Origin of the sequence: Armatimonas sp. (assembly GCF_031410135.1) — a bacterium.
Classification (GTDB): Bacteria; Armatimonadota; Armatimonadia; order Armatimonadales; family Armatimonadaceae; genus Armatimonas.
In genome coordinates, this window is record NZ_JANNYP010000011.1 from 1 (window position 1) to 14,752 (window position 14,752).

11 protein-coding genes are annotated in these 14,752 nt (G+C 58.6%); 5 read left to right on the top strand and 6 right to left on the bottom strand.

Annotated features, from left to right (window positions below; genetic code table 11):
- Positions 1 to 72 precede the first annotated feature (72 nt).
- From RMO15_RS00400 to RMO15_RS00410, 3 genes are read right to left on the bottom strand one after another with little or no spacing between them, the layout of a single operon-like run.
- The gene (locus tag RMO15_RS00400) at positions 73 to 567 is read right to left on the bottom strand and encodes a hypothetical protein (RefSeq protein WP_309706817.1); all 495 of its coding nucleotides are present in this window, start codon (positions 565 to 567) and stop codon (positions 73 to 75) included.
- 22 nt (positions 568 to 589) lie between these two features.
- Positions 590 to 1,867, bottom strand: a complete 1,278-nt coding sequence (locus RMO15_RS00405) for an ABC transporter permease (protein ID WP_309706819.1) — start codon at positions 1,865 to 1,867, stop codon at positions 590 to 592.
- Entirely contained in the window at positions 1,867 to 3,702 is a 1,836-nt protein-coding gene (locus RMO15_RS00410; protein ID WP_309706821.1) for an efflux RND transporter periplasmic adaptor subunit, read from the bottom strand. The genes RMO15_RS00405 and RMO15_RS00410 overlap by 1 nt, the downstream gene beginning before the upstream one ends.
- 106 nt (positions 3,703 to 3,808) lie before the next feature.
- On the opposite strand from RMO15_RS00410, the gene RMO15_RS00415 reads away from it, so the two are divergent.
- Positions 3,809 to 5,959 (top strand): hypothetical protein, encoded by a 2,151-nt coding sequence (locus RMO15_RS00415; RefSeq protein ID WP_309706823.1) that lies wholly within the window; start codon positions 3,809 to 3,811, stop codon positions 5,957 to 5,959.
- On the opposite strand, the gene RMO15_RS00420 is transcribed toward RMO15_RS00415, so the two are convergent.
- Together RMO15_RS00420 and RMO15_RS00425 are read right to left on the bottom strand one after the other, a co-directional pair.
- Complete coding sequence (locus RMO15_RS00420) at positions 5,936 to 6,514, bottom strand: hypothetical protein (RefSeq protein ID WP_309706825.1); 579 nt, start codon at positions 6,512 to 6,514, stop codon at positions 5,936 to 5,938. The genes RMO15_RS00415 and RMO15_RS00420 overlap by 24 nt on opposite strands.
- Before the next feature lie 63 nt (positions 6,515 to 6,577).
- A complete protein-coding gene (locus RMO15_RS00425) occupies positions 6,578 to 7,180 on the bottom strand; it encodes a hypothetical protein (protein WP_309706826.1) in 603 nt (200 codons plus the stop codon).
- A gap of 179 nt (positions 7,181 to 7,359) precedes the next feature.
- On the opposite strand from RMO15_RS00425, the gene RMO15_RS00430 reads away from it, so the two are divergent.
- Complete coding sequence (locus RMO15_RS00430; RefSeq protein WP_309706827.1) at positions 7,360 to 8,376, top strand: adenosine kinase; 1,017 nt, start codon at positions 7,360 to 7,362, stop codon at positions 8,374 to 8,376.
- Entirely contained in the window at positions 8,366 to 9,547 is a 1,182-nt protein-coding gene (gene galK, locus RMO15_RS00435) for a galactokinase (protein ID WP_309706829.1), read from the top strand. The genes RMO15_RS00430 and galK overlap by 11 nt, the downstream gene beginning before the upstream one ends.
- Here galK and RMO15_RS00440 read toward each other — a convergent pair.
- A complete protein-coding gene (locus RMO15_RS00440) occupies positions 9,544 to 12,582 on the bottom strand; it encodes a tetratricopeptide repeat protein (protein WP_309706830.1) in 3,039 nt (1,012 codons plus the stop codon). The two genes, galK and RMO15_RS00440, sit on opposite strands and share 4 nt — an antisense overlap.
- A 137-nt stretch (positions 12,583 to 12,719) precedes the next feature.
- Between RMO15_RS00440 and RMO15_RS00445 the strand changes: the two genes are divergently transcribed.
- Both RMO15_RS00445 and RMO15_RS00450 read left to right on the top strand, forming a co-directional pair.
- Positions 12,720 to 13,547: a hypothetical protein gene (locus RMO15_RS00445; RefSeq protein WP_309706832.1), complete on the top strand. Its 828-nt coding sequence runs from the start codon at positions 12,720 to 12,722 to the stop codon at positions 13,545 to 13,547.
- Positions 13,548 to 13,649: 102 nt separating this feature from the next.
- Entirely contained in the window at positions 13,650 to 14,642 is a 993-nt protein-coding gene (locus tag RMO15_RS00450) for an ATP-binding cassette domain-containing protein (RefSeq protein WP_309706834.1), read from the top strand.
- Positions 14,643 to 14,752 lie beyond the last annotated feature (110 nt).

Below are 14,752 nucleotides of genomic sequence, written 5' to 3' on the forward strand. Positions count from 1 at the left end.
GTGGAATGGGAGCGATGGACATGGGAGCAATGAAGAAGCGCTTCGACACGATGATGAAGGGCTACAACCCAATTAACTTCGCAACTGTTCCAGAGAGCCCATTCCACCGCCGCCACCAGGCCGGCCACCACCGCCGCCCGCAGCGCCACCGCCGCCACCGGGACGAGCACCGCCGCCGCCCATCGCTCCACGACGGGCCGCTGCCTCTTTGGCAAGCTGAGCAGACTTTGTGGCCTGTGCGACGGTGAGAGTCTTACCAATGGTCTTGATGAGCTCTTTGGCATTGGCATCGGTCATGATCGGCTTGGTCTTCCAAGGGCCAACAGCGGCCATGATCTTTTTTGCCTGATCCTTGGTAAGAGCCGTCTTAGGTTCTTTCTCAAACTCAGCCAACATTCCGATGGTCTGTCCGATGCTAGAGAGGCTCTTATTCTTCTCGCGCCACTCCCCAAACTTCTTGAACATGGCCATCATCTCGGGGGATGGGCCACCACCACCGCCGGGTGGCTGGGCAAACGATGCCCCGGAGATACTAAGCAACAGAGCTACTAAAACGATTTTTTTCATAGAAAATAACCTTTCTTGATAATTATTCATAACGAAGTGCCTCAATCGGCGAGAGATTCGACGCCTTGAGCGCCGGGTAGAAACCAAAGAACACGCCCACAACGGCGGAGAAACCAAAGGCCAGAAGAATGGTGGACGACGAGACTTGGACGCGCCAGCCATTTGCCTGCGCCACGGCATCGCTTCCCAGCATCCCGGAGGCCACCCCAATCATCCCACCGACAAGAGAGAGAAAGAGTGCCTCTAGCAAAAACTGCGTGAGAATATCGCTACGCCGCGCTCCAATGGCCTTTCGAATACCGATCTCACGGGTACGCTCCGTCACCGAGACGAGCATGATGTTCATGATCCCGATGCCCCCCACCACGAGCGAGACAATCGCAAGATACTTAATCAGATTTCCAAACGTGTCCTGTTGCTCGTTCTGGGTTGCCGCAATATCGGCCTGGTTGAAGATAATGAAGTTGTTGCCTGTGGAGCTTGTCCCCAAGCGCTTCTGCATCACTTTCTCAATCTCTGTCTGGGCACGGCTCATGAGCCCAAAGGACTTCGCCTGTGCCGTGATGCTATTGACATTGTCCAAACCAAAGAGACGGCGCATAGCGGTCGTCACCGGAACATACACGGCATCGTCGGGGTTGCGGAAGCCCATCCCGCCTTTTTCCTTGAGCACCCCGATCACCTGGAAGCTCTGGCTGTTGATCCGAATGATCTTATTGAGCGCCGCCGAGGTGCCCCCGAAGAGGTCTTTGGCGGTCGTCGAACCCAGCACCGCGACGCGCTTCTGGGAGCGCACTTCATCGGCGTTGAAGTAGCGTCCGTATTGTATGGGATGGTTGCTGACAGTCGGGTAGGGGGGAGCATTGCCATTGACCGTCGTGCTGGTATTTTTATTGGTAGCCTTGATCTGCGCCGATTTATTCACCGACGGGTACGCTTCCCCCACCGACGGGCACGAGCGCTTGAGCAGCTCCACATCGGAGAGCTTCATCGTACTCTGGGAGCCAAAGCCCATGCTCACGCCCCCACGGCGCTGCTGGCCGGGAAGGACAGTCAGCACGTTACTCCCCAGCTTCTGGATACTCTCCTGGACAGCGGCCTTGCTGCCCTCCCCAATGGAGATGGCAACAATCACCGCCCCAACCCCAATAATCACGCCGAGCATGGTCAGAAAAGAGCGGAGCTTGTTGGCCCCAAGCCCCGTCCAAGCCATCTGAAGGCTGACTAGAAACGCACTGATACGGCCCAGGCTTGAGGAGCCTTCCTGGGATTCAGGGGCGGGAGAGATCGCGGTTGCCATTACCGTCGGCCTCCACCGCCACCACCCATACTGCGGTTATTAGCAAACGGCGAGGACCCGCCAGTCTTGGGAGGCTCAGGCTCTATTGTCTGTAGGACAATCACATCACCCTCGGCAACGCCCGATTTGATCTCCGTGGTGTCGTTGCCCTCCATGCCTAGCTCGACTTTTACTTTCTCGATCTTGACATCGATCTTGGTGTCTGCCTCAGCGGGCGTGCCCGTCGTGACATCAGGCGGAGCAGGCTTGCCCCCGCTGGCTTTCTCGATGTACTTAGTCCCATCGCTTTCGTCTTTGAGGGCGTCGTTAGAGACCACTAAGACACTGCTGGCCTCACGTACTACGAACTCACAGGTCGTGTTCATACCGGGCTTGAGGAGCTGGAAAGTCGGGGTTGCATTATCCACCTCGACGCGTACATGGACACTGGTGACGTTCTGATTAACCACCGCCTGCGGATCTACCCGAATCACTTTCCCCTCAAAGGGCACGCCCGGATAGGCCTCAATCGAGACATCCACTTTCTGGCCCATCTCGACATTGGCAACATCCGTCTCATCCACCACGACATCCACGTACATCCGGCTGGTATCGCCGATGGTCATCATGCTCGCACCAGCGGAGTTGATTCCCATCGCGGAGGCGATAATGGTTCCCTGCTCCACGGTCTTGGAGAGCACTACACCGCCCATCGGGGAGCGGATCTCGGTGCGCTGGAGAGTCGTCTCGGCATTGGTGCGGCTGGCGGCAGCACGTACGATTGAGGAGTTATTACTATCAATGTCGAAGCGGCGCACATCGTTGGTACCGATATTATTGCGGGCCTGATCCAGCGCCACTTTGCTACGCATCAGCGCGGCCTCGCTCTGCTTCACCGCGGCCTCGCTCTGTTTGACTGCCGCTTCCGCCTCTAGGACGGAATTCTTTCGGTTGGAGATATCGGCGATCCCGGCCTGTGCCTGCTCCAGCGCGGCTTTTGTCTGGGCCACACGGGCATCCGCTGACTCCAGCGAGCCACGCAGCTCACTGTCTACGGTGTCAAGCTTGATCTTGGCCGATGTGAGAGTGGCCTCGGCGACATCTAAGCTGGCATGGGCACTATCCACGGCCTGCTGGGAGACAAAGCCTTTCTCCACAAGCGCTTTTTGGCGATCCAATTGCAGGCGCCCATTGTCTCGGTTGGCGACCGCTTGCCTATGGGCGGCATCGGCGGCGGCACGTAGCTGCTTCGTGGTGGAGTCGAGCTGCTCGCGCTGGACTTTTGCCTGGTCGTAGCTAGCCTTGGCATTGGCGATAGCGGAGTTGGTCAGCGCGGGCTGGGTCTCTGCCTGCAGCTTCGAGGTTAAGAGCCGGGCCTTGGCCGCCGCGAGGTTCGCCTTCGACGAGTTTAGAGTCGCCTCCGAAGAGCGCACTCCCACTTCTGCATCGCGCACCGAGATTCGGCTCTGTGAGACCTGCATCTGCCAGGTCTTCTGGCTCTGGTCACGCCGGGCAAGCGCCGAGCGCTCGTCCGCCTTGGCCTGGTTGAGCTGCATCTGAACATCCAGCGGGTCAATACGGGCCAGAAGCTGTCCTGGCGTGACCTTGCTACCAATGTCCACACCCAAATAGGTCAGCTCGCCACCTGCACGTGCCTTAATGTCCACGACCTTCCATGCCTGGAGAGTCCCGCTGGCAGAGACCGTCTTCTTGACGCTACCCGTCTCCACTTTACCCAGCTTGTACTGAGTCTTCAGTGCCGCCTCACCCGCGCCCGAGAGACGCTTACTGAGGAAGTAGCCCCCGCCGCCTAGCACACCCAGTGCAACAACTATGGAAATCAGCCTCCGTAACAATCTCGCTCACCTCACTTATCCAACACAGTATTCCTGAGTACATCATCTTATGCACGCATGAAAAAACGATTAAAGCCCTAAAGAGCTTACCCTGCTACAATACCTCATGGTTCTCACCCGGCGCACTCTCTTGCTGGCTTCTTTTGGTGGGCAGCTTGCGCCTCCACAAAATACCCCTCGCTGGAACGCGGAGCGAAACGGCCCTCTTCTGATCGTCGCCCCCGAAAAGCTCACCGAGCCTTCCGAGCGCCAGCTCTTTCGGATGGGCCGAGTCAATGTCATGGCTCCCACAGAGGCTGAAGAGATTATCGTCCCCACCGAGCCTCCCAGCGCCGTGGGCATCATGAGCCGGGGGGATCGCTTTCACTTTCTTTTGGCCAAGCTCTCCGACGAGCACTGGGGCCAGCTTACCGGCAAGCGCGGTCTCGGGCCAAGCGACCTCGCCCCCGAGCTACGTCCAATCCTTACTGAGCTCCTGAAAACAAAAAGAAACGCACCAACCGACCGACTTCGTCTCTGCCGAACCCTAGAGATTCATGTCCCGACCAAGTCTTCTGAGGAGGAGCCCGACAGCAATGCCACGCCCGCACACCTTGTCGTGAACCCCTACGGCAGCACGTATGACATTGAAGGCGAGCCCGAGCTGGGGATCCTACGCACGCCCAATCGCCTGAAACGCTCCACGCTCGACTACAGCTCCCTCGCACTTCAGCGCACTATCGTCCTGGAGAATTTAAAGACCGTAGCGGAGCTTTTGCAGCAGGTCGCCACGGCCACCCGTCTCTCTCTTCGCGCTGATCCTCGGCTGGGCACGCTCACTCTCTGGCACTCACCGGGCCGCCATACCGTGCTGGCGAGTGAGCTTCTGAAGGCACTGGCGCTGGGTGTCACAGGGACATTTCGGAAAGTCGGGGGGACGTTTCTGCTCACCCATGATTTAGAACCCCAGTCGGTTCGTCTTGCCCGGCGACAGCTCTGGTGGCTCTCATCACAAGAGCTTCTTATCGCCGAGCAAGAAAAAGAAAAAAAGCGTCTTGCAGGCAAGGGGAAAGAGCTTGCCTTTACCAAGGACACCGATCTAGGGCTGCCCCAAGAGACTCTAGAGCGCCTGCTTTCGTCGGGCAACCAAGAGAATCAGTTCGGCTGGTCGGTGCTCCCGCCCACGGTGCTTCAGAGCGTCGAGAAAGAGCTTTCGGATTCCGAGACGATCCCCTGGCGCAACTTGCCTTTGGAACTCAACCCGGCTCTGGTACTGATGGCCGTGGGCTCCGGTGGCAAGCATACCCCACTCTATACCCTCTCCAGCATCGGCTCCGATGCGATCTCGGATCTCTCCCAAACACTCGCACCCGATACCGAGCCAGATACAGAAGAAGACAAGCCACCTGCCATCCAGGCTCCCGCGGCTTGGCCTGAGAGTATTAACACGCGTGTTCTGTTGGCAACAGCACGCACTGCGGACGAAGGTAAGGCGCTGGCGGCGCTGGCGCGACACTTTGGATTTATCCAGCTCGGGCTGAGTGGCCCCGATGAAGCCCTGAGCGCTGCTGCCAGCACGATCCCCGTGGCCCTCGCGTTTAGCCCATTTGTCACCGATGAGCCCACACGCGCGGCTCGCACGATTCTAGGCGAGACCACACGGCAGGCGCTCGCTCGCCTCAAACCGACGATTTTTGGCAAGGGAGGTCGCTTTGCCTACACCCTGGAGCATGGCTTGCTCGACCCGGCGGGCAAGGACTGGGCGCTTCCCACACGCCCTCTCCTGCCCACGCTTCCTCCAGGCATCAACGAGATTCTGGTACTAGACACCGAGCCACCTGCGAGAGTGGAGTACGGTGGAAATACCACGCTCTACGGGAGAATCGGCTTTACGGCGGAGGCACGGCTGGCGTTTCTGGCACAACACAGCACCGACCCCCTGGACCTGGCACTGATTAACCCAGAGGACATCGGCATCCAGCGCGGCGACTCCAACGAGCTCCCTTTGCGCTGGCTGCCAAGAGCTAGAGAGCTAGAGAGCACCTGGGAAGCAGAGAGCAAGCCCCCCTACGAGCAGGCTCTCCAGGCGCTTCGCAAAGAGGCGAAAGCTGCACGAATTCACTTTAATGTCGTGTTTGGTGATTTTCACCAGCGCCTCGGGGAGCGCGATTTTTGGAGAAGTAATTTACCGACGCTCTACTTAGATGCACGACTCCTCTCCTTAGAAGAGCTGGAGAAACGCCTGAGGCGCTCTCTACTTCCCAACCAGAGCCTGTAGTTCGTCTGCGGAGAGTTCGGTTGTATTGTTGGCATCATTGGCATCGCTGTAAGTGCGTGTATGGCGTAGGTCGGAGGGGGTTATCACGACCCAAACGCGGCTATAGTGCTTTGCCAGAGAGCTCTTGGCGATCAGCACACTCATTCCCAGGCCACCCATTGCCTCGGGGGCCAGTGACGGCATGCGGGTGCTGGTGGCAAGAACATCCCGCTCGACTCGCCCACTCGTGTCACGCCGCATTAGCTTGACCACGACACCCTTAGACGCCGTGCGCCCGATATTAGAAATCGGCACAAAGAGCTGGAACTTAACCAAAGAGGGCATCGAGCTCGTCTGGGGCGTGATCTGAATAGGGTGAACCATCAGATCTGCTGCCTCGGGGCGTGGAGCAAGTGCTCGCCGCGTCGCCTGATCGAGCTGCGGTTGAAGATTGCGTAGAACTTCTTTCACGGCGCTTGGGGAGAGTGCCCCTACTCTCTCTGACTGCCCAAACGCCAGAGCAAGAGGAGCCAAACTGAGAGCACAACACAGCGCGACCAACACTTTATTTTTCATAGAAATTTCCCCACCGAAAGAAACCCATCGGAGCTTTTCTCTTGCTCCGATGGGTTGTGAAGACTAGCGAGTAATTCCCGTCGTGCGTCGTAGAGATTCATGAATCGTCGTGCCCACCAAGTCCTTGGAGTTATTGGTCAGGCGGATATCATCGTTTTTTGTATTTCCATCTATAAAGATATCGGGGTCATACGCAAGCTCCGCTTTCAGGCCTTGAGGGAACTCATTAGAAGACATCCAGTCCCAGTCCATTTCATGAACCAGAGTAACCGTTGCTCCTGCTCGGATATTCTGGAAAGGCAGTGCAATGATGAATTTTTTATCATCGTAGAGATAGTTTAGGTTAGCGGCTTGTTGGTTCGCATTACTCTCAAAGTTCACACTACCAAGATTACGCACCTGAATCTGGACACGCACTCGTAGTTTAGCGGTTCGCTTAACGGTATCACGCGAAATAACGCGTATGGGTGTCACAGCAAGCCTTGTGATTGTTAAATCAGGGAAGTTCGGACGAGCGGGTAGTACTAACAAGGCCTTCTTTTGATCGGGGGTAAGAGACAGCTCGGTGACTAGCTTGGACTTGGGAGCCCCCTCTTGAGCCTTAGTGGCCGCCCCAGCAGCGATTATCGAAAAAGCAACCATACCTACTATCACGAAACGTTTCATGTCTTATAAACTCCTTACAAATCACCAACATTAAAGTCTTGGCATCACTTTTCTCCTTAGTGAGGAGTATCTTTCCGTGCCAGCCATGAAAGATACGTGGCATTGTAACACTGTGTGACGATTCTGGTCAGAGTGTGTAGTTTTCCACGATAGAAGAGGCTATGCTACAATAGCGCGAAATGCAAAAGATATTTGATGTTTTCGGGATGTGTAACGCCCTCTTTGATCTTCAGGCCGAGGTCACCGACGCAACGCTCACAGAGCTGGGCGTTGAAAAGGGTACGATGCGGCTGGTCTCTGCGGAGGAACAAAAGGCCCTCGTCCCTGCTGTCTACTCTCATATCGTCAACACCCAGGCGGGCGGCTCCGGGGCGAATACGATGATCGGGATTGCGCAAATGGGCGGCGCGACCAGCTTCACCAGCCGTGTGGGACGCGATGAGCACGGGCAGATGTATAAGGCTAGCTTAGAAGAGTCCGGGGTTAAGCCCAATGTCGGGGTGTCAGCGAAAGGGGACACGGGCCTCTGTTTAGTGCTCATTACCCCCGATGCCCAGCGCACCATGGGAACCTGTCTTGGGGTCTCTCAGGAGCTGCACCCGGAAGATATCAATGTCGGGGATTTAGTGCAGAGCAAGTATCTCTATGTCACGGGCTATCTCTGGGACACGGACACGCAGAAAGAGGCGGTTGAGTACGCCATGCGTGAGGCCAAGCAAGTGGCCGATGTCAAAGTTGCCCTCTCGCTCTCCGATCCGTTCTGTGTGAGCCGCCACAAAGACGACTTCACCCGCCTTCTCACGGAGTACGTGGACGTGGTCTTTGCCAACCGCGATGAAGCCCGGATGATGACCGGCGAGGACGATGCAAGGGTCGCGGCGAAAAAACTGGCGGCGATGTGCAACGGGCTCGCGGTCGTGACGCTCGATAAAGAGGGCTCGGTTCTGGTGCAGGGTGACGATGTCCATGAGATTCCGATCTACACCGTGCAGGCCGTGGACACCACGGGAGCCGGTGACATGTACGCCGCTGGGATTCTCTACGGGCTCTCGAAAGATCTCCCGCTCTCCATCACTGGACGGATCGCGGCGTGGGCTGCCGGAAAGATTGTTGCCCATCTGGGGCCACGGCTTGCCTCACTAGACAGAGATGCCATTGTCGAGATCGAGCGCGGGGGCTTCCCGTATGACGCGTGAGCAGGTGATTGAGGCGGCGAAAGCTGCCTTTCTTGCTCATTATGGGGTGGCTCCCACGGCAGTCGGGGTTGCGCCGGGGCGCGTGGAGCTTCTGGGGAACCATACCGACTACAACGAGGGCTTTGTGCTCACGGCGGCTGTAGACTATGTCACCGCCATCGCCGGAGCCCACAGCCAGCGTCCCCTTACCCCTATCGCGACCTCGGCCAGCTTCCCTGAGACGACGTTTGATCCTCATGCGATGGAGAAAAGCGCCGGGGAAGACCGCTGGGCGAACTATCTTAAAGGCGTTATAGACGAGCTCCAGAAGACGGGCTGTCCCGTGGGCAACTTCGCCGCCTTCGTGACTTCGTCGGTTCCCGATGGCTCCGGGCTCTCGTCATCAGCGGCGCTATTAGTTGCAGCCGCGCGGCTTCTTACCACACTCTGGCCCGATCCGATAGCCGCTGACCCCATGGAGCTGGCAAAGCTGGCACGACGTGCCGAAAATGGCCGGTTTATCGGGGCTCCCGTCGGGCTGTTGGACCAGTTTTCTTCCGCGTGTGGCCTCGCCGGTCATGCGCTGTTTCTCGACTGCCGCAGCTTCGTTTGGAAGGCCGTCCCTCTGCCGTCTGATAAAGCGGGGATTCTTCTGGCCAACACCAATGTCAAGCACGAGCTTGCCGCCGGGGGAGGCTACTCTGAGCGTCATGGGCAGTGCATGCAGGCTGCGCGCCAGCTTGTGGGGCGCGGCGATGCCAAGCTCCGTGATGTGACACCGGCGCTCTTGGAGAGCAAAGGAATCGGCCTGGATCCCGTTCTTAAGCAACGCGCCCATCATATTGTCTACGAAAATGTTCGAGTCGAGAAAGCCGCGGAGGCCCTGGAGCAAGGCGATCTCTTTGAAGTCGGCAGGCTGATGAAGCAGTCCCACGAGTCTTGCAAACGCTACTTTGAGAACTCCTGCACCGAGGTAGATTTTATCGTCGAGCTTGCTTGCAATCAACCGGGTGTCTACGGCGCAAAGCTCACCGGAGGCGGCTGGGGTGGCTCCGCCGTCATCCTCCACGACCCTGCGGTCGCCCAAGACCTGGAAGCTGCCCTCACCATGGCCTACACGGAGAAGTTCGGGGCCGCTCCCACTCTTCTGACCACCACCGCCGCCCAGGGCGCCGAGGGCATACAGCTCTAGCCTGAGATCAGCAAGTAGGCATCCTGATCCGAGAGCGAGCGACCTGCGCTGTACTCTTGGGCGAAGGCGGGGCCGAGCTGTTCCGCGAGCAGCTCTCTGTCATCGTCGTGGATGCGTTGTTCCAGAAAGGCTAGCACACCTTTCAGATCGGTGCGGAGGCGATCGGCAACCCCATAGAGCTGAGCGGCTTTTCGGGGCTGTCCCTCCCGAAGAGCAAGGTGTGCTAGCCCAATAAAACTATCAACCGTGCAGCGCCGGTGGCCGTGCTGGAGGCTTTGGATCAGTCGCTGGCGTGCCTGCTCACTGGCTCCCTGAGCAAGCGCGACAAATCCTAAGTTGTTCAGCGACGCCGCAACTCCCCGTGGATCACCCAGGCTCTGGTTCAGGGTTAGGCTCTCCTCAAGAAGTGATTCTGCGGCCGAGTAGCCCCCGAGAGCGAGCTCAATGCGTCCTAGATCAATCAATGAGACCGTCACAGCGACATCCATCTTTAGGTCACGACAGATGGAAAGCGATTCCTCAAGTAGCGAGCGTGCTTTTTGGTAGTCCCCCTGATCCACGGCAACATTGCCTAGATTATGCAGATCATTCGCCTCTAAGTAACGGTTGCCCAGCGAGCGGCTGAGCGCCAGAGACTCGGTGTAGAGCTCTAGGGCATGCTCGTTATCGCCCTGCTCATTGGCGATCATTCCTAGGTTGTGCAGCGCCCGTGAGATCCCCGCGGTCTCCCCTAGCTCCCGACAGAGGGTCAGGCTCTCCTCGTAGAGCGACTGGGCCCGCTCATAGTCACTCTGATCGAGAAATACGGTGGCAAGGTTATTCAGGATACTGGCACTGCCACGCTGGTCGCCAAGCGTGCGACGTAGCGCTAGACACTCCTCAAAATAGGTAATCGCCACAGCAAAATCACCCTGGTTTCTTGCCAGGTTCCCGGCGCCCATCAGCGCACGGGCACGCGTCGCAGTGCCGGGGAGGGTGTCGGTGCGGGTGAGGGCTGCGGCCAAGTACTCTCGTCCCTCACTCCAGTGCCCCCGCAGAAACCAGTAGCGACACAGTGAGGCGCAGAGCTCCAAGTGAGGTTCCCCGACTCTCAGCACGAGAGCTTGCCGGAAATTATTGTGTTCGGTATCCAGCACGCCTAGCCACTGGGTCTGCTCGGGGCCAAGCAAGTTTGTGTCGGCATCAAGGGCGAGGGCATTGTACCAGTCTCCGTAGCGCTCGATGAGGCTGGGAAGCTCCTCCTCGGTCTGCTTCTGGCGGCTGTACTCTCGGATCGTCCCAAGCATCTGGTAGCGTGGTGTGGCACTCTCGCGACTCCCACCTTTGACCACCAGCGACTTGTCCACGAGCTGCTCAAGAATATCCAAAATCGCGCTTGGCTCTAGCACGACCCCGTCGGCACAGATCACCTCCGCAGCCTCAAGCGAGAAGCCCTCACGGAAAAGGGCGAGACGTGCCAGAAGTGTCTGCTCGGCAGGTGGCAAGAGATCATAACTCCAGTCAATCAGGGCGCGGAGAGTCTGCTGGCGTGGCAGGGCATCGCGGCTGCCTCCCGTGAGCAGACGAAACCGGTCATCCAGACGAATGGCGATCTGCTCAACACTGAGCGACTTGACTCGTGCCGCGGCCAGCTCGATGGCCAGCGCGATTCCATCCAGATGCCGACAGATCTCGATAGCCGCTTGCACGGTTAGCTCTGTAAGCCGAAGCTTGGGCTGTACGGCGCGGGCACGCTCAAAGAAGAGCCGCAGAGCAGAGTAGCGCTCCACCAGCTCCTCAGGCGCTCCGAGGCGACTGGGCACCTCTAGGGCAGGCACTCGCCAGACAACCTCACCCGTAATCCCGAGGGGCTGGCGGCTGGTGGTCAGAATTTGCAGGTTCGGGCAGTCTTTTAAGAGTCGTCCCGCCAGCTCCGCACTTGCATCAAGCAGGTGCTCACAGTTATCCAGAACCAGCAAGAGAGAGCGGGGGCGCAGGAACGCACTCAGCGCCTCCACCATCGGCAGCTCACCGGTTTCTTGCAGCCCCAGTGCCACCGCCATGGCCTGTGGAAGGTGCGTGGGATCGTGCAGGGGGGCCAGATCCACAAAGCATGCCCCATCGGCGGGAACGGTCTGAGGTGAGCGGGCGGTTTCTAGTGCGAGGCGGGTCTTGCCAATTCCCCCTGGCCCCGTGAGAGTCACCAGGCAGGCATTTTGAAGGCACTGCGCAACCGCCAGAAGCTCGTTTTCTCGCCCTACCAGTGCCGTCAGAGGGCGCGGAAGCGTGTAGTGCGCCGGGGCCTTCCGCGAGGTGGGAGCCGGTGGTCGGGGCGGCGTGATCGCCAGAGTGGCCCCAGCACGAATCTGGTTGTAGAGCGCTGTGAGCTCGGCGGAGGGCTGGGCATTGTGCTCTCGTAGTAAGTTGCTACGCAACTCACGGTAGACCTCAGCAGCGGCGGCAGGGCTGCCCGCCTCGGTGAGTGCGGTCATTAAAAGACGGCTCAGCCCCTCACGGAGCGGGTCGCGTGCCACGGCCTCACGCAAGATCGGTACGAGCTGGGCAAGCTCCCCAACAGCTTGCTTGCGCGCCGCCAGCCGCTCGACGGCGGCCAGGTAGTTCTCCCGCCGGGTTGCCTGCTCCGCCTGCACCCAGAGCTCGTAGCAGTCTTCGAGTAGGGGGGCCCGGTAGAGTGAGATCACCCGCTCCAGCGCCTCGGGGGCATCTTGCTGAATCGCCTCATCGAAAGCCAGAACATCGGCCTGCCCAGATGTCAACCGGAAAGTAAGGGTATGCTTGCTGGGCGACTGGAGCAGCTCTGCCGCAGGGCCCAGCGCTTTTCGTAGATCGGTGAGGGAGCGCTTGAGGTTCTCCAGTCCCTGGGACTCATCGCTGTCGGGCCAGAGGGTTCCTGCCAGCCAGAGCCGGGCGACCTCGCGATTGGCACGCAAGGTGAGTAAGGCAAGCAGATACAGACCACGACGTGAACGGAGAGTCGGCAGAGGTTCCCCGTTTACTTCGATGGTTATCGGTCCAAACAACCGAACGCTCAGCATTTCTCTGCAACAATTCTCTCTGAGACAGCACAAATCCTTTGCGCTGTCCACGATTCCGTCCACTTTAGCCCGATACACTGGCAACGTAGAAATGGGGAAGTGTGCCCCATTCGATTCATACAAGGAACCAAATACGAATGAAACTCAATGCAACAACGACGCGACGAAGCCTCCTTCAGTCCGCACTCGGGCTAGGGCTTGCCCTGAGCCTTGGCTCCCGTGCCCATGCGGCCACGAATCCCTTTAACTCCCTAGCTCCTTGGAGTGGGTTTGCCACCAGCGAAAATGGCTCTGTCTGGTCTGCAACACCGGTGGAACTCTCCATTAGCCCCAATGGCATCTCCGGTTTTCTCCAAGTAGGCACGGCTGCGCCAGTTGCGGTCTCCCTAGGCTTCAATACCCAGACAGGCGAAGCGCTGATCAGCGGCCCTGGTATCACGATCGCAGGCCTTGTGCTTAATGTGAATGGCGCTCCTGTGCTCTCAACCAGCTACCAGATCAACAGCGATACGGGCACCCTCACACTGATTCGCAACAACTCTCAAGGACTGATCTCGCCCGATTTTGTTGAGATCAATATTGCCTCCCTAGAGATCGTCCCCCCCGATTTTGTTGGTAGGTTCCTTGATAGCAACAACAACTCCGGCCCCCTGCGCTTCCACCATGACGTGGGGAGGGTTCGTGTGCTTCCCCGGTTCAATAAAGTCCGCGGACAGCTTGTGCTCGGTAGCACAGAGTTCGCATCGGTCATGACCTTTGCGCCTCGTCCCGATCAAAATGGCGTTTTTGCCTTCGATCTGATCGGAGATACGGGCCGCTTTGGGGCTCCTCTGCTCATGATGCGTGGAGGCTACCTACCTGGTACCCGAACCACTCCGGGCAGGATGGAAGGGCCTTACCAGCTTCTTGGGACGCGCGGTGCTCTGCTTGGTACGGGGCGCTACCAAATCCTTCAGGTTCGCTAAATTTAATTTTCCAATTGCTCCTGGTTCCTTAAAATGGAGCACGGGGAGATCACACAAATCTCTCCCGCAAAACACTCTGTGGCATGGTACAATTGCCGTCCCATGCCACAGATCATTGTTGAGAACCTGGTTAAGCACTTCACGGTGAGCTCCGGGGGCTTCCTGCGCCGCGAGTCCAAAACAGTGAAAGCCCTTGATGGCATCTCGCTGGCGATTGAGCCCGGTGAGGTGGTCGGCTACATCGGCCCCAATGGCGCGGGCAAGTCCACCACGGTCAAGATCCTCTCCGGGATTCTCGTCCCCGACAGCGGCAAAGTGACGGTCAGTGGGCGCGTTCCGTGGAAAGAGCGGCAAGCCCATGTCGCCAAGATCGGCGTGGTCTTTGGGCAGCGCAGCCAGCTCTGGTGGGACTTGCCGGTGAGCGAGTCTTTTGCGCTTCTTAAAGAAATCTACGCCGTCCCAAGCCAGCAGCACACGCAAACCCAAGCCGAGCTGGTGGAGAAACTCGATATTGGGGGCTTTCTCACCACGCCCGTGCGCCAGCTCAGCCTCGGTCAAAGAATGCGCTGCGAGCTCGTCGCCAGCCTCCTCCACCGTCCCGAGATTCTCTTCTTAGACGAGCCCACGATTGGCCTCGATGCCATCAGCAAGCTCGCCGTCCGTGAGTTTGTCGGGCGACTTGCGCGCGAGCACGGTGTCACGGTCTTGCTCACCACGCACGATATGGACGATATCGAGGCGCTCTGCTCACGGGTCTTAGTCATCGGCGGTGGCAAGATTCTTTTAGACGGCCCGCTAGAAGCGCTCCGTCAGCAAGTCACCCAAGAGCGCTGGCTGGTGATTGACACCCCCCACGGCGTCAGCGCCGTGACCCCCTCGGCAAGCGAAGGGGTCGAGATATTAAAAGTGGAGGGCGAGCGGGTTACCCTGCGCTTCGATCCCGAGAAAACCCCCGTCGCCACGCTCATCGCCCAGCTCAGCCAGAGCATGGAGATTCGCGACCTCTTTGTGCAGAACCCACCCATCGAGGAGATCATTGCGCGGTTCTACCAGGCCCCACCCCCCCAGCCCCCGTCCAACGGGGGAGCTAAGTGAGAGCCTACGCCGCGATCTTTACCGCACGGCTTAAGATGCTGCTCCAGTACCGAGCGGCAGCGTGGGCAGGCGTGGGGACGCAGCTCTTCTTTGGGGCGGCGCTGGTGGCG

What these genes read in the sequence shown, in the direction of transcription:
- RMO15_RS00400 (WP_309706817.1), bottom strand. Translation starts at nt 567, where the DNA reads ATGAAAAAAATCGTTTTAGTAGCTCTGTTGCTTAGTATCTCCGGGGCA.
- RMO15_RS00405 (WP_309706819.1), bottom strand. Translation starts at nt 1,867, where the DNA reads ATGGCAACCGCGATCTCTCCCGCCCCTGAATCCCAGGAAGGCTCCTCA.
- RMO15_RS00415 (WP_309706823.1), top strand. Translation starts at nt 3,809, where the DNA reads ATGGTTCTCACCCGGCGCACTCTCTTGCTGGCTTCTTTTGGTGGGCAG.
- RMO15_RS00420 (WP_309706825.1), bottom strand. Translation starts at nt 6,514, where the DNA reads ATGAAAAATAAAGTGTTGGTCGCGCTGTGTTGTGCTCTCAGTTTGGCT.
- RMO15_RS00425 (WP_309706826.1), bottom strand. Translation starts at nt 7,180, where the DNA reads ATGAAACGTTTCGTGATAGTAGGTATGGTTGCTTTTTCGATAATCGCT.
- RMO15_RS00430 (WP_309706827.1), top strand. Translation starts at nt 7,360, where the DNA reads ATGCAAAAGATATTTGATGTTTTCGGGATGTGTAACGCCCTCTTTGAT.
- galK (WP_309706829.1), top strand. Translation starts at nt 8,366, where the DNA reads ATGACGCGTGAGCAGGTGATTGAGGCGGCGAAAGCTGCCTTTCTTGCT.
- RMO15_RS00440 (WP_309706830.1), bottom strand. Translation starts at nt 12,582, where the DNA reads ATGCTGAGCGTTCGGTTGTTTGGACCGATAACCATCGAAGTAAACGGG.
- RMO15_RS00445 (WP_309706832.1), top strand. Translation starts at nt 12,720, where the DNA reads ATGAAACTCAATGCAACAACGACGCGACGAAGCCTCCTTCAGTCCGCA.
- RMO15_RS00450 (WP_309706834.1), top strand. Translation starts at nt 13,650, where the DNA reads ATGCCACAGATCATTGTTGAGAACCTGGTTAAGCACTTCACGGTGAGC.